The 17,539-nt window shown below is 62.3% G+C and carries 20 protein-coding genes and 1 tRNA gene; 16 read left to right on the top strand and 5 right to left on the bottom strand.

Annotation, left to right across the window (positions count from 1 at the left end; all coding sequences use genetic code 11):
- Nucleotides 1-25 precede the first annotated feature (25 nt).
- The 13 genes from MSTE_RS18015 (at nt 26) to MSTE_RS17955 (ending at nt 10,805) form a co-directional block, all read left to right on the top strand.
- A tRNA-Met gene (locus MSTE_RS18015) sits at nt 26-99 on the top strand.
- 343 nt (nt 100-442) lie between these two features.
- Nucleotides 443-967 carry a hypothetical protein gene (locus MSTE_RS18010; protein ID WP_096503272.1) on the top strand — a complete coding sequence of 175 codons (525 nt, stop codon included), beginning with the start codon at nt 443-445 and terminating at the stop codon, nt 965-967.
- A 138-nt stretch (nt 968-1,105) separates the two neighbouring features.
- Nucleotides 1,106-1,501 (top strand): hypothetical protein, encoded by a 396-nt coding sequence (locus tag MSTE_RS18005; protein WP_096503270.1) that lies wholly within the window; start codon nt 1,106-1,108, stop codon nt 1,499-1,501.
- On the top strand, nt 1,501-2,109 hold the full coding sequence (locus MSTE_RS18000; protein WP_096503268.1) for a DUF3558 family protein: 609 nt from the start codon (nt 1,501-1,503) through the stop codon (nt 2,107-2,109). Before MSTE_RS18005 ends, MSTE_RS18000 begins: the two co-directional genes overlap by 1 nt.
- 15 nt (nt 2,110-2,124) lie before the next feature.
- On the top strand, nt 2,125-3,351 hold the full coding sequence (locus MSTE_RS17995; RefSeq protein ID WP_096503266.1) for a hypothetical protein: 1,227 nt from the start codon (nt 2,125-2,127) through the stop codon (nt 3,349-3,351).
- A gap of 49 nt (nt 3,352-3,400) precedes the next feature.
- Nucleotides 3,401-3,703, top strand: coding sequence for a WXG100 family type VII secretion target (locus MSTE_RS17990; RefSeq protein ID WP_096503264.1), 303 nt, complete (start codon nt 3,401-3,403; stop codon nt 3,701-3,703).
- Nucleotides 3,703-4,749 (top strand): glycoside hydrolase family 19 protein, encoded by a 1,047-nt coding sequence (locus MSTE_RS17985; RefSeq protein ID WP_231896921.1) that lies wholly within the window; start codon nt 3,703-3,705, stop codon nt 4,747-4,749. The genes MSTE_RS17990 and MSTE_RS17985 overlap by 1 nt, the downstream gene beginning before the upstream one ends.
- Nucleotides 4,746-5,147, top strand: coding sequence for a hypothetical protein (locus MSTE_RS17980; protein WP_096503262.1), 402 nt, complete (start codon nt 4,746-4,748; stop codon nt 5,145-5,147). Before MSTE_RS17985 ends, MSTE_RS17980 begins: the two co-directional genes overlap by 4 nt.
- A 3-nt stretch (nt 5,148-5,150) precedes the next feature.
- Nucleotides 5,151-5,627 (top strand): hypothetical protein, encoded by a 477-nt coding sequence (locus MSTE_RS17975; RefSeq protein WP_096503260.1) that lies wholly within the window; start codon nt 5,151-5,153, stop codon nt 5,625-5,627.
- Between the two features lie 1,119 nt (nt 5,628-6,746).
- On the top strand, nt 6,747-8,843 hold the full coding sequence (locus MSTE_RS17970) for a hypothetical protein (RefSeq protein ID WP_157997716.1): 2,097 nt from the start codon (nt 6,747-6,749) through the stop codon (nt 8,841-8,843).
- 54 nt (nt 8,844-8,897) lie between these two features.
- Nucleotides 8,898-9,569, top strand: a complete 672-nt coding sequence (locus MSTE_RS17965) for a hypothetical protein (RefSeq protein WP_096503256.1) — start codon at nt 8,898-8,900, stop codon at nt 9,567-9,569.
- 429 nt (nt 9,570-9,998) lie between these two features.
- Nucleotides 9,999-10,436 (top strand): VOC family protein, encoded by a 438-nt coding sequence (locus MSTE_RS17960; RefSeq protein WP_096503254.1) that lies wholly within the window; start codon nt 9,999-10,001, stop codon nt 10,434-10,436.
- 42 nt (nt 10,437-10,478) lie between these two features.
- The gene (locus MSTE_RS17955; RefSeq protein ID WP_096503252.1) at nt 10,479-10,805 is read left to right on the top strand and encodes a cupin domain-containing protein; all 327 of its coding nucleotides are present in this window, start codon (nt 10,479-10,481) and stop codon (nt 10,803-10,805) included.
- A 15-nt stretch (nt 10,806-10,820) separates the two neighbouring features.
- On the opposite strand, the gene MSTE_RS17950 is transcribed toward MSTE_RS17955, so the two are convergent.
- The gene (locus tag MSTE_RS17950) at nt 10,821-11,180 is read right to left on the bottom strand and encodes an MmpS family transport accessory protein (protein WP_096503250.1); all 360 of its coding nucleotides are present in this window, start codon (nt 11,178-11,180) and stop codon (nt 10,821-10,823) included.
- A gap of 131 nt (nt 11,181-11,311) precedes the next feature.
- On the opposite strand from MSTE_RS17950, the gene MSTE_RS17940 reads away from it, so the two are divergent.
- Nucleotides 11,312-12,118 (top strand): hypothetical protein, encoded by an 807-nt coding sequence (locus MSTE_RS17940; RefSeq protein WP_408645925.1) that lies wholly within the window; start codon nt 11,312-11,314, stop codon nt 12,116-12,118.
- A gap of 7 nt (nt 12,119-12,125) precedes the next feature.
- Here the strand turns inward: MSTE_RS17940 and MSTE_RS17935 are convergent, their stop codons facing one another.
- On the bottom strand, nt 12,126-12,572 hold the full coding sequence (locus tag MSTE_RS17935; RefSeq protein WP_096506054.1) for a Clp protease N-terminal domain-containing protein: 447 nt from the start codon (nt 12,570-12,572) through the stop codon (nt 12,126-12,128).
- Between the two features lie 52 nt (nt 12,573-12,624).
- Between MSTE_RS17935 and MSTE_RS17930 the strand changes: the two genes are divergently transcribed.
- Together MSTE_RS17930 and MSTE_RS17925 are read left to right on the top strand one after the other, a co-directional pair.
- The gene (locus MSTE_RS17930) at nt 12,625-12,921 is read left to right on the top strand and encodes a hypothetical protein (protein ID WP_162291676.1); all 297 of its coding nucleotides are present in this window, start codon (nt 12,625-12,627) and stop codon (nt 12,919-12,921) included.
- A gap of 247 nt (nt 12,922-13,168) precedes the next feature.
- A complete protein-coding gene (locus MSTE_RS17925) occupies nt 13,169-15,241 on the top strand; it encodes an AMP-binding protein (RefSeq protein WP_162291454.1) in 2,073 nt (690 codons plus the stop codon).
- Here MSTE_RS17925 and MSTE_RS17920 read toward each other — a convergent pair whose 3' ends face one another.
- From MSTE_RS17920 to MSTE_RS17910, 3 genes are all read right to left on the bottom strand, one after another.
- Entirely contained in the window at nt 15,242-15,664 is a 423-nt protein-coding gene (locus tag MSTE_RS17920) for a TIGR03668 family PPOX class F420-dependent oxidoreductase (protein ID WP_096503242.1), read from the bottom strand. It abuts the gene before it with no gap.
- 2 nt (nt 15,665-15,666) lie between these two features.
- On the bottom strand, nt 15,667-16,167 hold the full coding sequence (locus tag MSTE_RS17915; protein ID WP_096503240.1) for a hypothetical protein: 501 nt from the start codon (nt 16,165-16,167) through the stop codon (nt 15,667-15,669).
- A gap of 155 nt (nt 16,168-16,322) precedes the next feature.
- Nucleotides 16,323-17,534 carry an acyl-CoA dehydrogenase family protein gene (locus MSTE_RS17910; RefSeq protein WP_096503238.1) on the bottom strand — a complete coding sequence of 404 codons (1,212 nt, stop codon included), beginning with the start codon at nt 17,532-17,534 and terminating at the stop codon, nt 16,323-16,325.
- Nucleotides 17,535-17,539: the final 5 nt, after the last annotated feature.

The raw sequence follows: 17,539 nt of genomic DNA, 5'->3' as shown, positions 1-17,539 counted from the left end.
CGCCCGGTAACCTTGTGTTCACCACCGCGGGGTGGAGCAGCTCGGTAGCTCGCTGGGCTCATAACCCAGAGGTCGCAGGTTCAAATCCTGTCCCCGCTACTAGGTCCCCAGGCCAGAGGATTAATTTCCTCTGGCCTGGGGTTTTTCTTTCCCTGTGTCACCTCAGGTCTCCAAAAAGTCTCCCTTAATTCGCAGGGTGTTCCAGCATGCGATCCAGCACGGTCGGGGCCTCCGGATGCGCCTTGCCGCGAGCCAGATAGTGCCGCTATGTGGTCAGGATGTCAGCCTGGCCGAGTGAGTCGGCGATGACGCGCATGGGCAGACCTGCATCGTCTTTGAAGGTCCCGCCAGCCTTGCGTTAGCTGCGCACCGCGCAAGCGGCGATGGCGATCGGAGCTCAAACAGACGTCGACATCGAGCGTGCACATGAAACACTTCTGCGGTGAAGCTTTGGGATCTTGCGTGGTGGATGGCAGCACTCGCCATCGCGGTCCCGGCGTTGCTGAGCATTGGGAGCGCTGTTAGCAAGCGGCAGCGAGAACTGAGGGGGCAGCTACGGGCGGTGCTGCGGGATGTCTCGAAGGCGTGCAAAAACTATGAGATCAAGGACTGGAGGCCGGCCGCATCCCGCGTAATGCTTGAAGCGGTGGAGAAGCTGAAAATCGTTGAAGATGAAGGCATTCGGTCGCCGAGCCCGCGTCAGATCAAAGAGCTGCATTTGGCCCTCTACGACCTCGGGACTACCCAGGAGAGTCGAGCCCGCTTTGAGGCAATGAGGCCCGCTGTTCTGGGGCCCGAGCAGATGGCCGACTCGATGAAGGCCGTTGCCCATAGGACTGAGGTCAACAGGCGTTATGTCGAACGTCTCGCTGAGTGTTATCGGAAAGCTACGGCGAGGATGGACAACGGGAATGTCCTCACGTATTGGAGGTATCGACTATTGCCGCCGTTCATAGTGAGGGGCTGAGGAACCCCCCAGCGACCAGCGAATTTCTCCGCTCTCCCGCGGCTGCCAAATGCCTTGAAAATTGTTGGAACCGATTTGTCCCTAGTGTCGTCCTATCTAGATGAATGCCGGTTGTGACGATGAAAGGCGAGGTGGTCTGTGGGTGAGTACAAGTTCGACATCAACGGGATGTCCCAAGATGCCCGACAGGAAGCCGCTGAGGCCGCCCGCACCACTCTGAAGTTCAAAGACGGCTACGGCATGGAACTCGCTGGGGACATGTTGCGGGCCCGGGACTTGGTCGAGACGCAAATTTCAGCGGTGAGCCGTGAACAACAACTCGCGCTCGGGGACCTGCCCTCTGGACAGGCGGCGGCCCAGCACTACGCAGAGCAGCGTGCAGCGGCCGTTGATGCCCTGAAGAAAATCTCCGCCCATTACAAGAGTCACGCCGACCACTTCATCGCTACGGAGATGTTGTTTCGCAACACCGAGGAACGCAACGCTGGGCGCATAAACCCGTACAAGGACGGAACGGCGACGGTGAAGTACTGATGATGCGGATGGGCTTAGCGTGCGCGGCGGCGCTGTTGATGGCCGGATGCTCGACATCGACGGGCATCACGAAGCCAGCGGATAGCACCGGTTCAGCGCCGTCTTCGGCGTCGGCCACTGCGAGTTCGCAACCTCAGGTGTCGAGCACATTGACGGCTCCGCACCCGCCGCCGAGCCATTGGAATGACGGCACGAGTTACGACCCGTGCTTTGGCTATTCAGCTGAGCAGATTCGCTCTTGGGGTTTGGATTCGGCGAAGGTGACCGATGTAGGCACTCAGGATCCGCAGTTGCGTGGCTGCCAATGGAAGGGGCTCAGTGGCGGTTGGACGGCGGAATTGACGGTCGCTAACACCAAGGTGTCGGCTTACCTGGATCCTGAGCTATACACCAATCCTCAGCCCATCACGGTGGCCGGCCTTGACGGAGTGATTTACCAGGGCCGTGTCGCTTCGGTACCTACCTGCACCGTGATCCTGCCGTCGCAACAGGCAACAGTCGCTGTTGTCGTGGTGGTTGTGGATGTCCAGGAAGCCAAAGATGTGCCCGATCCGTGCGCGAAAGCGACCGAGGTGGCTGCTGCGGTGGCTCCGACTCTTCCGAAGTGAAATGGGGTGTGAGTGATGGCTGATGATGGCTGGCAGGGGATGTCGCATCAGGAGATCGTTTCCAAGCTGACTGGGTTGGGTGTGGAGTCGGCCCGTGCCGAGTCGGACCGATGGACCAATGTTTATGGGGCCGTTTCTGATTCGGTGGATACCGCGATGAAAGTGCGTAGCAAGCTGCTCGATTCCGAGTCGTGGTCGGGTGAGGCTGCGAATTCGGCGTACGACGCGGTGGATCGCACCTACAAGAAGATTGCTGCCCCGGATACCGGTTTGGCGGCCGAGGCGGGGAAGCTGAGCCAGGCTGCGGAGCAGGATGGCGAGACGCTGATCGCGGCCAGCAGGGTTCCGAACAGCTATCCGGTGCCGGATAAGAATGCTTCGAAGGACGAAAAGCAGCAGGCTCTCAATGCGATTCGTGCTGCGGCGCAAAGCACCTACACCAATCCGATGTCGACGGACCGTCCCAAAGTGACGGACCCCGATGTGCAGCAGCTGGGGGCGATGCCCGGCGATCAGGGTGGTGGAAACGGCGGCGGGGGAGGCAACGGCGGGGGCGGTTCTGGCGGCGGTACCCAGACCCCGCCATCGTCCGACGGATTGGCCAACAAGGACACCAAGCCGCAGCTGGCCGGCGGTGATGCAAAGCAGGCTGGAGCTGGACAGGGGCAAGGTCAGGGTGGTGGCCAGGGCAGCGGTTCTGGTGGTGGTCAGGGATCGGGATCGGGCGCTGGTTCGGGTTCCGGTGGTGCAGGTTCTGGATTAGGTTCTGGCTCGGGAGGTTCCGGTCTCCCGTTGGGTAGTACGACGGCGGCAGGATTCTCTCCATCGTCAACGGGCACTGGCACAGGCGTCGGTGGGTCGGGTGCAGGTGCTGGCGGCCCCGGAGGGTTGAGTGCGCTTCGTGGTGGCGCTGGACTGCCGGGCGGTGCCGCTGGCGGCAATGGGTCGGGCATCAACCCTGCGGCGGTGGGTGCTGCCGGTGTGCGTGGTGGTGGCCCGATGGGGATGATGGGCGGCGCTGGCGCGCACGGTCGCGGTGGCAAGGGCGAGGACGATGGTGAGAAGGCGACACCGCAGATCCTGATCAACTACGACAACACCGACGAGTTCTTGGGCGACATGCCGGTAGCTTCACCGGGGGTTATCGGTGATTGGTCTGAGCAGGAGAAAGCCGAGAAGGCGGCACGGGAGCGGGAAGTGCGCCGTTACAAGGCCCTTGGCTGGGACGTGAAGTTCGAGTGAAACCGGCAGTGGTGCAATCAGATTCCGGTACTCGGCAGGAGGGGCGGGCGTGGCGCTTCAGGTCAATCCCGAAGATGTGAACCGGCATGCATGGGCGCTGATCGACGCTGTCACCGACTCCCGCGCGGATCATGCGCATGACACGGACAGGGTTGCCGAGGCCGCTGGCGGATGGATCGGCGAATCCGCTCGAGCGCTGAACGAGGCGCAGGGCTTCTGGTCGGAACAGGGCGACGTGCTCCACAGAAACTTGGGCGGGTTGGGTACCTGGATGCAGGAAGCCGCCGGTAAGTTCGCCGCGCAGGATCAGCGCAGCCGCGACAGTATCGCGAAGATCGATGGGGGACATTGATGGTCAGCGTTGCCGAACTGGAGAAGTGGGATCCCAACTCGCTCGTCCAGTTGTTGGGGGTCATGTTCGGCAAGCACAAGAGACTTGCCAACCTTGGGGACACGCTCGACGGCATCAAACGCTCGCTGGAAGGGTGGGGAGGGGACGCCGCGGACACCTGGCGCCATGAACTCGGGAAGCGCCGCACCGACATTGACGAGCAGCAGAAACAAACTCGTGCGGTAACAGATGCGCTAGAGCCCCTCGTGGACCAAGTTGGTCGCGTTGTGACGGACTTCAAACTGCTCAAAGGTGAGGTCGCGAAATTCGGCTGGCAGATCATGCCCGATGGCAAGGTCGTTGGAGATGTGCACGGCGATCTCATGCTGGAAACAGTCAGGGGCAATAAGGAGACCGAGCTCAAGGCAATCCTGGAGCGCGCCAATGCACTTGACCACGACATCGCTGCGGCTATCCGCCGTGCCGTGGCGCCCACCGGCATGCCAGAGGATCCTCAGCAGCCGCCCACGGATGGCTATACGCCGGTGACTGTTGCGATGCTTATGGAAATCGACTCCAACATCAGCGAGGCGAAGGCCAACGAAGTTGTTGGCCCGCTTAATGACATGATGCGTCAGGGCGGTATGAACACGCCTGTCAGGCAGGCTGCTTTCCTATCGCAGGTGGCCATCGAGTCCGACCACTTCGCGACCTACAAGGAGTATGCGTCGGGGGCTGAGTACGAGGGGCGCGAAGACCTAGGGAACACGTCGCCAGGTGATGGTGTGCGATACAAAGGCCGTGGCGCCATTCAGGTCACTGGTAAGTACAACTACCAGAAGATCAGCGATGCTTTCGGCGTGGATTTCGTCAGCAACCCTGAGTTACTGGAAACTCCGCAGTACGCATTTACATCAGCCCTATGGTATTGGAACACCCACAATGGCAATGCCGTTGCAGACACTGGAAATATCACCAAAATTACCGAGATGGTTAACGGCGGCCATCACGCGCTCGACAGACGGACCGTGGTATTCGACAACGCGATGAGAGTTCTTGGGAAATGAGACAACTGGTACTTCTGGTAGCGCTGGCAGTGGTGGGTTGCTCCAATGCCCCCGAGGCGTCCTCGTCTGCGCCCGCGCAACCACCGGCAGCGGCCTGCGATTCCAAGTACACCCGTGACCAGTTCATCGGCACCTGGCTTGATGATACGAGCACGATCACTCTCGCCGCGGACGGCTCACTCTTGGCACAAGGGGCACCGGGACATTGGGAATTCACCAGCTGGGACAAAACTCCGCAGGAAGCGCCGTCCGGTCAGGGCAATAAGTGCGTGCTGTGGCTCAAGGAGCCTCCGCTCGACCTCGTGTACTTCCCCCTGAATGTCACTCCCGCGTCCCTTTCGATGAGTTACGTCGGCAGGGGAAACACCATCACCTGGACTAAGCAGGGATCGGACTAGCCTGTGAGCAGGCCGCAGCCGCGATTGGATCCGCCGAGATTGGACTTGGCCGCGGGCCTGTACGACATGGCGGCGTGGCAGCTCGATGTGTTCCTCGATGATGCTGCAGGCTATGGGATTTCGTCCCCCGATGCTGCGAGCCTTCAGGCGCTCACGGATCTGATGCGGTGGCAGGCTGACGCGTACCGGCGCTATGCGGTGCAGATGCGCGCCGACGATGAGATGGTCGATGCGTACTTCGCCGGTGAAGTGGTTGCCCCGAACACGGCAGCAGCATTTGAAGCGTCGATAACCCGCGACGAGCATCCACTGCTGCCGAAGCGGTCCAACGGCATCGACTACCAGCTGCTGAGGCCCGTGCGGGATTTACTCGAAGAGGCGCACGCAGTTCTTTCTCGCGGCTCCAGGCCTGCGATGGCATATGCGGCCAAACAGGCTGCAGCCCTTTATTCCTGGTGCCATCCGCCGCTGTCGGTCTAGTGACCCGCAAGTTCTCCACATAGTTGAAAATCGTTGGAAACGAATCGGTCTCGGGTGACGTCGTGCTAGGTGTCAGCCGACCCCCGACTGTGGGAGCGTTCAACGATGAGCGAGAGAAGATTGACGGCTGGGTTGTTCCCGGCCGATCCGGCGGCGCCCGAGCGCGGACCGGTAAGGGCCCGGGTGGCGCCGCATCCCCGTCGGATACACCGCGTCGGCGGCCGACATGGCGCGCTGGCTGGCTCACCACCTTCTGGCCATCATGTCCGAGGAGAACGCGGCCGAGCTTTACGACGAGCTGTCTACGCTCACCAAGAAGGTACACAAGGCTATCGATCGACGAACCTACAGCTGTTCGGTGAGTGCTCAAAGCCTATGGGGGAGAGCGAGGGGGGTGTTCCCCTTACCTGTGGGGTCAAGCTCTACGGGGAGAAGGGCGAGAGTGTGTTGACCTGCCCGCGGTGTCGCACGCCGTACGGCGTCGATGAGCTTCAGGAGGACATGCGCTCCCGGGCGCGTGATCAGCCCATGACGGGTGCGGACGTGCTGCGCATGATGAAGCTGGCTGGCGAGGCGCCGGCCTGGGCGACCGCTTGGTCGCGCCGCGGTCCTACCTACACACCGACGGGCAGCGCAACCAGACCTAGACACCAGGCTGCAAGAAGCTCTACGCCTACGACGACGTGCTGGCCAAACTTAACGAGAGACCCACCTACCGGCGGCGGCAGCACAGCAGGTCTGCTTAGCTTCCGGTTTGCCCTTGGGTTAACGAGAGGTTTCGCTGGGGCCTCGACTGCAAGAGGGTCATGCCGCCTGACCTTGGATTGTTAGGCGAACTTACCGTTAGTGGCTGAACAACGCCTATGTCGACTCAATTGCGTTATCTGATGTCTACTTCATTCTATGGTCATTATCCTATTTAACATGGGTATTTAGTTTGATTTCTCTGGTGTATTCTACTTTGCTATGAGTTGGGCTGATCGGGTGGGTCGCTCTCCCAGGCGGGACAGGGACAACCTTGTGTCGGTGCGGTCGTGTAGTCGTATACCGTCCGCTGGTCGTCAAGAATGGGTGGAAATGAGTTTTCTGGAGAGAAGTCAGAGAATGTTGCCTACTGTGGTGAGAGCTGCTGCGGTGTTGGCTGCGGTCTTGCTGCCGCTCTCCTTGCTGAACGCGTCGCAGAGCGCGCCGACGGTCTCCGCGGCTGAGAAGTTCGGCCAGGCCGCCACCGCGGCCTTCAGCGATTCGACGGCCGGACTCGATGAATCCCTGACCAGTGCCGAGCGAGCCGCAGGCCTGCCGGTCAACCCGGCTGCCGGCCTCGTGTCGCAGAGCCCGGCCGGTGCTGTGGAGATGACACTTCCCACGCAGCTAGGCGCCGGTCAACTCACCAGGGCCGGGCAGATGGTGTACCCGGACCAGGGCGCCGGATTCGATCTGCTTGCCGAGAACACCCGTGACGGTTACCGCACCGTGGCGCGTATCAACGGCCCCGACGGTGTTCGGTCTGTGACCACCTACGTGAGCACTCCCGCAGACACCGTGATGCTCATGCACTCCAGCGGACACCTCACCCTGAACCGGGCCACCGAACAAGCCGAAACCCTCGGGGTGATGTCCCCGGCGGAGGCCCGCGATGCGACCGGCCGGATTGTGTACTCGGCCTATGTCGCCAAACAGGTTGCCCCGCAGCTGTACCAAGTCTCCGAAGTCATCTCACCCACCGAATCCACCACCTGGCCCGTCTACGTTGACCCACCCATCTCCGTGGGCGGTGACTACTCCCAGTTCGGCTGGTCCGACGTCGACCACACCCTCGATGCAATCGGACACGGATTCGTCAAGGCTGGCGAAGCCATCGGTAAGGCCTTCGAGCCCCTGGCTGACGGCCAGCAGCTGCAAGCCCAAGCGGTCGGCGATCAGGTTCGCCAGCACCCGCTGGAGTCGGCAGTGATTGTGGGCAGCTCCGCGTTGATGGCGACCGGTGTCGGCTCGGCCGCTGGTGCCGGCGTGCTCGCCAGGGTCTCCCTGACCCTGAATATCGCTGCAACCGGCACTGAAGCTGTCGCCGCCACGGACCCCAATAACAAGGGCCTGCAGAACTTCTCGGCTGGGATGCAGATCCTCGCCGCCGTCACCCCACAAGGTCTAGCCAAGAAGACTGTCGAAAACGTCGCCGAGAACGCCCTCGAGCAAGGGGTCAAGAAGGCCGACGACATCGCTTCGGAGGCCTCCACCCTTACCCGCGTAACCCCCGAAACCGCCACCAACCCAGCACAACTCGCCAGAGATGTCGGTGAAGCAGGCAAGGCGCCGGAGATTCCCAAAGCCCCCAACGCGCCACCGGGGGAATTGGCGTTGCCGGGCAAGGACTTTACGGCGAAGCAAAAAGACGACATGACCGCCGATGCCCTCGGCATTGCACGTGGCCCCCGAGGCGCTGAGCTAGACCAGGCTGCCGCCCAGCAGGGCCGGAACATGAACTGCACCAACTGCAAGGGCCGGGTTTATCGGCAGGAGGGGCCAACCCGGAGAGGCGACATCGTTCCGCCAAACCGTGCCCAGTTTGATCACGATCCCATCCCCAGAGCGCAGGGTGGCAGTTTCGAAACCGGTGGCAACGTTAAATGCCAGCACTGCAACATTCAGAAGAGCGACAAAACACAAGCCGAATGGGCCGCTGAGAGCCAACGTGTTGGCGAACAGTCACGCCAGAAGATTGGGGACTACGAGCACCTCAATGGCACTCACCCCGACGGAGTGATCCGCACACCCAATGTCCGTCCTGGTCAGCCTTCCCAAGTGCCGCAACGCCCCTCGTCACCCGCCGATCAACGCCAGGTCCAAGCAGCTCGGGCCGAGCAAGCGTCCCAGGCTCAGCGCTCCAAGGCGCTGCAAGGTGCCAGGATGGTCAACGCCGTGGGTCAGCAGCAGTCGCAACACAACAACGAGCCCCAGGTTGTGCATGCGCGGCCCGAATCACAAGCCCAGCAGCGCGACAACCAGGCTGTGCGCAACCAGTCCATCACCAGCCAGACTCGTGAGCATGCTCACGAGGGTGCCCGACCCAATGCGCAGAACACCTCCACCGGCCACAACGGCAGCGGCAGCTCGCACGACAGCGGCTCGCACTCGAAGAACAGCGGTAGCAAGAAGAACAACAAGGGCAATGGCAAGGGCAACCGCGCCAAGCGTTCCCGGACCGGACGGCACTAATGACTCGGTCTTCCCAAGCCCCCACGATCATCGGGATGATGCTTGAATACGCCAATGACCGCTCGTGACGTTGCTGCACAACTACCGGACCTGTCCGCACTCCAAGAGCGGTGTCGTGCGGTGGCAATGCTGGACGCCGTGCTGTGCCCGGAGTGGGATAGCCGCCGCTATTCGTACACCCAGGATTGGGGAGGTGGGTTGTCGGCGGCGGAGATCCGCAACGGGTCAGGCGATGACTGCTTCATCGTGTTCGCCCCGGCTGGCGGGTTCATCCGCGGCTTCGACCACGAATCGCCGATGTCCCCATGGCGCATCGACCCGCCCGCGCTATGGCCAGCGTTAACCGATGGCCTTCCTGAGGTATTCGCCGAATTTCTCACTGAATCGGCCTTCGCTCTTGATGGCGTCTTCGCAGCGACCTACTGCCTATGGCGGCAGCGGCACGACACCAGCTGGCAGACCGGCCCGGTGACCTACCCGGATCACCGCAGCGGTGTCAGCCCCGACGGTTCCGATCAGTTCCTCAATGAAATCCTGACGAACCCCAATTCCCTTCCTTACCAACAATTCGCCCACGACTACTTCGAGACGCAACCCGACCCGGCCGCAATCGAACACGTCTTCGCCCTGCGTCCCCTAACTGAATCGGTGGTGCGAGCGCTGAACCCGCATATCACCCTCGACGATCTTGCCGACGACATCGACAACATCGGATATCCCATCTGAGCCACTTACTGGCGCCTCGGCCTTCGGCGAGACCTAGTCGAAGGGTTAAGCGGCACAGTCCCACGGCACTGGTCCACCGTGGTCGACGGCACCCCGATTCCCCGCAGCAGAGGATTCGGAGGCGTACCTGTCTCCACTAAGTCTCTAGTAATTCGCACGGAGTCCCACCTATTCGCCATTGTGTTCGACTGTCCATTCCCGTCGTTCCGGCATGGTTGGCGCTGCTTATCGCCCATTTTTGGCTTGTTATTGACTGTCCGATACGGCCTGTGCTAGCTCAACCCTCGGATAACCCAGAGGTCGCAGGTTCAAATCCTGTCCCCGCTACTAGGTACGCAGGCCAGAGACTCATAGCAGTCTCTGGCCTGCGTCATTTTTACTCTGAGATGTTCGACAACTCTCGCTGCCCGGCTCGGTAGCATCCCTGCGATGGCCATCAAGCTCGAAAACGTCGGTATCGCCGTAGGCGATCTCGAAGCGGCTATCGCGTTTTTCACCGACCTTGGTCTCACCGTCGTCGGTCGCGCCACGGTCAGTGGTGAGTGGACCGACACCGCCGTCGGCCTGGACGGCAACCACGCGAACATCGCGATGCTTCAGACGCCAGACGGCCATGGTCGGATCGAGCTTTTCGAGTACATCCATCCCGAAGCAATCGCGTCGAATCCCACTCGCCCCAACGAGATTGGCATGCACCGCGTCGCGTTCTCGGTCGATGACATCGACGAGGCCATTGAAATAGCCGCCAGGCACGGCTGCCATCCGCTTCGTGGTGTCGCCACCTACGAGGACGTCTACAAGCTCACGTACCTGCGCGGTCCCAGCGGCATCCTCGTGATGTTCGCCGAGGAGCTGAAAAAGGGTTGAGGAGGGTTGACGGGCCGGCCGCCGGGGCATGGAATGACAGGTATGCAGAAACGCTCGATCGAAGCCCTGATACGGCAGCTGTTCGAGCGCGCCGAGGACGGCCACAATGCCGCGGACACGGTTGTCGGGGGCCACGAGCGTGTGCTGCGTCAAACCGTGATCGCACTGCGCGAGGGGTCCGCGCTCGGTGAGCATGAGAGTCCGGGTGAGGCCACGATCTATGTCATTCAGGGCTCGGTCCGATTAGTGGTCGGCGCCGAACATTGGGACGGTCGCGCCGGTGACCTCATCGAAATCCCCGACGCCCGGCACTCGCTACAGGCGCTGGCGGATTCGGCAGTCCTGTTGACGGTCGCCAAGCATCGCTGAGCGGTGCGGCGAGCGTTATCCGTGGCAGGTGGCGGTTGAGTCCTGCGCCGCGGCGGTGTTTTCGACCTTGACCTTGCCGTTGACGATCAAGCGGCACGTCGCTTCGGCCCCCGCGGACTGGGCACTGACGAAGTACGGGGGATCGGCGACGTCGCTGGTAAAGGTCCAGGCCCAAGTGCGCTGAGACCCATCGACGGGCTGCTCACGCATGTGCCCCAGACTGTCTCTCCAGGTAATCGCCGTTAACGGGCGATCTGAACTGATGACGTAAAGAACAGTGTCCGGGGGCTGCGGGGTAATGGCGAGTGAAGCGCCGAATGCCGTCGCGCCGACCGCAGAGGTGCAGACGGTGATCAGAGTTGCTGCGAGTGCCACGGATCAGCCCTCGTCGCTCTCTGGGGTCGAGACCATGAGCTTCATTGCCCGTCCTTATCTTGTTGTGCTGAGGGCACAGTACGCCCGATCACGTTCACGCCGTGGCGATTTGACGGTCTGAATTCAGAGGAATCGATCCCCGGTGCGCGCCTGGACCGCGGCCGCGAGATGATGGGCACATGGGTCTCATCGCGTTACCTAATGCCGTGCTCTCCGATGCCGATATCGCCGACGCATTGAGCCGTGCGGTCCGGGTGATCAACCCCGTCCTGACCGTGCTGGCGCAGTCCGATCCCTTTGGGCTCAAGGAGCGCACCTACGAGTTGGGCGAAGGTGACGGAGTCGTCGACAAGGCACTTGATGCCCTGGCCTGCGCTCTGAACACGGCCACCACCCCGGGTACGCGGGCCTGGGAGCAGTTGGACACGCGCGGGAAGGTGCACTGGTGGGTGCAGCGCGTGGGCGCCGTCAACACCGTATTTGTCGCGTTCCCAGGGATTTTCGGTGCGCTCGCGGCACGGCTGCCCGTACAGGATCTGCTGGGATTCTCCAACCAGGCCATTGTCCTGGTGGCCATTGCCCGCGAGCTCGGTATCGGTGATCACCAGGAGCAGGTCCGGCTGCTGGCGAAGGTGCTGTGCAATCGCACCCTCAGCGATGCGGCGTTGGCCGGTGCCGACGATCAGGATCCGGAGACGCCGCGGAGTTGGTCGCCGTTCGCGCTGGCTCGCACCCTGTGGCACCTCGCGGGCATCCTGCGGGCCATCGGTGACGAGCTGGAAAAGCGGCCGCAGCCCAAGCCGATTTTCCGTTATCTGGGAATGCTGCCGGCGGTGGGCAGTGTGGCCGGATATTTCGGCGAGTACGGGGCTCTGCGGCGGGCCGCGAGCGCGGGGGAGAGGAGCATCGCCGCGCAGTCACAATCTGCGTACGCCTGACCGCCCCTTAGTCGCCGAGGTTCTCGTCGAGATGGGCCCGGACGTTATCCCAGAGGTCCAGAACGTCCACGTTGAGCTTCTCCCAGATTTGGATGATGAGGGGGTCGGCCGCGTCCACGAGTCCCAAAAGTAGGTGCCCCGTGCAGATTTCCGTGTGCCGCCTGCTTGTGGATGCCGTCATTGCCAGCTCGAGTGTCTGCTGTGCGCCCGGAGTGAACGCCGTCTTCTCGGTCGGCGGCTCCTGTCCCAACGGGACGATCTGCTGAATCACCCGTGACCCGTTCTCAAAACGGACTCCGGCGGTAGCGAGCAGCCGAGCGCCCAGCCCAGTCCCTTCGCCGAGCAGACCCAGCAGGAGGTGTTCTGCTCCGAGATAGTTGTGCTGGCGTTCGCGTGCTTCCTCTTGCGCGATCACGATGACCTGTCGCGAGCGCTCGTTGAACAGATGGAACATGACCCTCCCTATCTCCGGCTCAAGGTACATCTTGCCGGAGCTGGGCTCGGCGATGAGTTACTGTCACGGCATGAGCGCTGTGAAGGTCTTGGCTGGAACCGGTTTCGTGGCAGTCGCACTGCTTTCGGGATGCGCGGGTGTCATCAATCAGGGTGGGGATACCCCATGCAAGGACTTCATCGCCGCCGAGGAGCAGAAGCAGAACGACGCGGTGAGCAAGATGCTCAAGGATCAGCGCGGGCGTGATGCCTCGAATCTGGAGATCTCCGCGACACGTACCTCGGTCACGATGTACTGCAAGACGCTGGGGAACGACAGCAGCAAGATCCGCGAGGCACCCCACATCTAAGGGGCGGTGCCGACGGTCCTGCCGTGCGGTCACGCTATTGAGCGAATCCGCCGGTGCTACCAGTCACCCGGTGATGGTTTGCCGGTCGGGATTTCACCTGAGCGAGGTTGCCGATAGTCGCCTCGCGCTGCGCTGGGCAATCTGGTCACGGCAGTGACAGGAACCACATCCGTTCCTGGGCAGTGATCCGCGTCATCGGGTACGCTCGCGCGGTGCATGACCGAAAACCCCAGGTAGGACTACTATTATGGTCGCTGATGTAATTAGTTGCGACAAGTTGCTCAGTCACCCGCGCGGGCTGGTGTGGGAACTGATCAGCTCACCCGACATGTACCCGATGTTCTTTACCGGCGTCGGTTCCTGCGAGACCTTGATCGAGAACACCGAGACGGGACCCGATCCCGAATACCTGGTGCTGTCGGCCAAGACCACGGCCCGCGTTCGGCTGATTCTCAGCAACACCAAGGAGAGCCTCGCCATCGAGGGGGTCGACAACGACGGGCTGATCTCCGTCCGGTTGTTCGAGGAACGTTCGGCGCAGACCCGGGTGCGCATCACGGTGTTGCGGGCGGCCTCCGTCTTGCCGCCCGGCATCAAGAAGCCGAGTGTGGCGGTAAACCAGTGGTTGATGGATGGGCTGGACAGAATCGACGACTATCTATCCGGCGCGTCGACTTCTACCGTGTCCAACACGGGTGATAGCGGAAATATTCAAGTCAGCATCGCGCGGCTGATGGTCGGGGTCGGCGTGGTGCGTATCCCGCGCCCCGACCGCGGACTTCGCCAGTTGGGTTCACTGGCGCGATGGGGATTCACCCTTCAGGGCGGATACGCGGCCGCGGCGGCGCGTGCCCCGAAGCAGCTTGCGATCGCCGATGACGCCGGGCAGCTGACCTTTGAGCAACTCGACCGGCGCGCCGAGGCAATGGCCACCGGTTTGATGCGCGACGGCATCAACGAGACATCCAAGATTGGCCTGCTGGCTCGCAACAACATTGCCATGGTCGAGTGCCTCATTGCCTTCGGCATGCTCGGTGTAGACGTGATGCTGCTCAACAATGCGCTGGCAGCAACCCAGATCCAGATTGCTGTGGCGCGAAACAATCTCACCAAGGTGTTTGTCGACGACGATCTGGACGAGCTCGTCAGGTACGTGCCCTGGGAGGTCGAGCTCGTCAGCACCGGCCGGCGCAGTGCCATCAATGGCCGTCGTGGGCTCGACGATTTCGTTGTCACCGACAAACCGGGAGTGTTGCCGCCCACCCGTCCCGGCCACCAGGTGGTGCAAACCTCTGGAACCTCGGGAACGCCCAAGGGGGCGTTGCGGCCGACGCCGCGTGGGTTCGCCGTCATTGCCGCGATGCTTTCGCGGATGCCGATGAAGATGAACGAGACCATGCTCATCTCGGCGCCTGTCTTCCATGCCTGGGGACTGGGTTGCCTGCAGATCAGCACACCACTGCGGGCGACGGTGATCCTGCAGGAGAAGTTCGATCCGGAGGAATGCCTGCGGGCCATCGCCACCCGGAAAGTGACCACGCTGATCGCCGTCCCCGTGATGTTGCAGCGCATCGTCGATCTGCCCGCAAAGGTGCGTCAGAAGTACGACACATCGAGCCTGCGGCTGGTTGCCTGCAGCGGTTCGCCGTTGAATGCCTCACTGGTACAACGATTTACCGACGCATTCGGTGAAGTGCTCTATAACTTCTACGGATCCACCGAGGTGTCCTGGGCCACCATTGCCGATCCGGAGGACCTCGCGATCGCTCCCACCACCGTGGGGCGGCCGCCGTTGGGCACCACCATCGCGATTCTCGATGCCGACCGGCGACCTGTGCCTCGCGGCGTGACGGGCCGAATCTTCGTCGGCAATGAGATGTTGTTCGACGGGTACGTCGCCGATCCGTCTCCGGCCTCGGTCAACGGTCTGCTGGACACCGGCGATCTGGGTCACCTGGATGCCGATGGTCGTCTATACATCGACGGGCGCGACGACGAGATGATCATCTCCGGCGGCGAAAACGTGTTTCCCAGGCCGGTGGAAGACGCATTGGCCTTCTTGCCGCAGGTTGCCGATGTTGCCGTCGTCGGGACCTCCGATGACAGCTTCGGTCAGCGGCTATCGGCATTCGTCGTGCTGCATAAGGACGCCGGTCTCGACGGGGACATGGTGCGCGCCTTCATCAAGAATCGGCTCAGCAAGTTCCATGTGCCCCGCGATGTGTACTTCGTCACCGCACTGCCGCGTACGTCAACAGGCAAGGTCATCAAGCGACTATTGCTCGCGGACTGCGCACGCGACGGGATCAGGCCGGAGTAGTCACGCCTGAACGGGGGAAGCGGTCCATCCGCTCCACCGGGAAACATCGGTCAGCACCATGGGGCCGGTTGGTGGTGTTTCTCGATACTGCCGATACTTGTTGGCCAGCAGGCTGATCCAGGTCGGATCGGGCGTATCGAGTGTCCTGGCGATGCCATCGGCGCGCGTCCACCACAACGTCGACCAATCTTCGTCGTAGTGGTCCACCAGGAAGCTAACGGCAGGATTCGCGGCGATGTTGCGCAGTCGCTGTAAATCGTTGCGCGACTTCGGCTTGTGATCAACAGCCCAGCAGATGACGTCATCGGCCACCACGAAGGTCACCGGAACCAGATGCGGCACAGCCGATGCGTTCACCGTCGCCAGCCTTGCCACCGTCGCCGTCCGAAAACGGCTCCGTGCGTCGGCTGGGTCGAGTCGCACGCCTAGCGCGCGCCCCCGTTGCAGATGTTGGCCAGCACGTGGAAGTTGTTGACGCCGTCGAACAGTAGGCCGCCGACCGCTGCGCCACGATCGATGATCTCGGGGGAGGAGCGCACCTCGGGAGCGGCCGCCAACCACGTTCCGGAGAGGTCGTAGGCGCCGCTCAGGCCGTCGGCGTAGGCGGTGAGCTGCTGGCGGGGGCCGGGTTCGGTGATGCCGTCCAGGTTGGCGCGCACGCCGTCGTTGACCCGTCCCCACATGTCGCGGGCCTGCCCAATGGCATCGACCTGGCGGTCCAGGCCGGAGTAGGCGGGGTTGTCGCCGCGCAGGTACATCAGGGCCTCGGTGACGATCGGGCCGTTGTTGGCCGGATCATCGACAGCCTTGGACATCTGGTTGATCGCGGCGCAGGTCGATTCATCCGCGCTGGCCACCGGAAGGCCGGCGCCGAACGGAATGATGGAACAGCTCACCAGGGCAAGCAGACCTGACCGAACCCACATATGTCCTCCACAAGATGATGTATCGCGTCGATAGAAACGGGAGCTTAGCTGTCTTTGCCAGAGTTCGCTCAGCTGGCTCACAGAACGCTCGTCGGAACCACTGCGGCCCCTCCGGGTGAATCCCGAAAGGGCCGCAATGGATCTTGATCAGTGCATCACTTGAGTTCTGCGGAGCTCAGTCCAAGCAGGCGGCGGGCCACCACCAGCTGCTGGATCTGCTGGGTGCCCTCGAAGATGTCCAGGATCTTCGAATCGCGGCCCCACTTCTCCAACAGGGTGCGCTCGGAATAGCCGGTGGTGCCGGCCATTTCGACAGCCTTGAGGGTCACATCGCTACCGACGCGACCGGCCTTGGCCTTGGCCATCGACGCTTCCATCGAGTTGGGGATGTTGTTGTCGGCCTGCCATGCGCTACGCAGGGTCAGCAGGTACGACGACTCCCAGTCGGCTTCCATGCGCAGGAACTCGGCCGCGGCCGCGTGCTGAGCGTGGGCGGGCCGGTCGTAGGAGATGTCGATTCCGGCGTCTTCAAGGATCTTGCGCAGCTCCTCGAGCGAGGCCCGCGACACACCCACGGCCATGGCCGCGACGATCGGACGGGTGTTGTCGAAGGTGCTCATCACACCGCCGAAACCCTTTTCGGTGTTGATCTCCGGATCGGACAGGATGTAGTCCTTGGGGATCCGGGCATTGTCGAAGCGGATGACCGCGGTGTCGGATGCCTTGATGCCGAGCTTCTCTTCGAGACGCTCGATCGTCACGCCCGGGTGCTCGCGCGGAACCAGGAAAGACTTGATGGCCGGACGGCCCTTGGTCTTGTCCAGGGTCGCCCACACCACGATGTGGGTGGCACGCGAACCGGCGGTGACGAAGATCTTCTCGCCGTTGATGACGTACTCGTCACCATCGAGCTTGGCGGTGGTGGTGACCGCGGCGGAGTCCGAACCGAAGCCGGGCTCGGTGATGGCCATGGCGGCCCACACCTTGCCGAACTTGTCGGCGTCTTCCTTGGTCGTCACGCTCGACACCGCGGCGTTGCCCAGCCCCTGGAAGGGGATGGTCAGCAGCAGACCGCAGTCGCCCCAGCTCATCTCGAGGGCGTTCAGCAGCGCGGACATGTTGGCGCCGTTCACGTTCTGCTTCTCGGTGTTCTCCTCGGCGCGGAAGGCCTCGGCACCGGCGAAGGCGAACGTGCCCGCAGCGGTGACACCGGCGAACAACGTCTCCAGGGTGTCCAGCTCGACGGGGTAGGTGTGCTCGGCCAGGTCGTACTTGCGGGAGATCGGCCGTACCAGCTCGGCAGCGCCCTGGTGCCCCTTCTCCTGAACCGCCTGCAACTTCTTGGGGAGTTCCAAATTGATTGCCATGGAAA

Origin of the sequence: [Mycobacterium] stephanolepidis (assembly GCF_002356335.1) — a bacterium.
Lineage (GTDB): Bacteria > Actinomycetota > Actinomycetes > Mycobacteriales > Mycobacteriaceae > Mycobacterium > Mycobacterium stephanolepidis.
The sequence above is the reverse complement of the archived record's forward strand: the minus strand, read 5'-3'. Positions and strand labels throughout refer to the sequence as shown.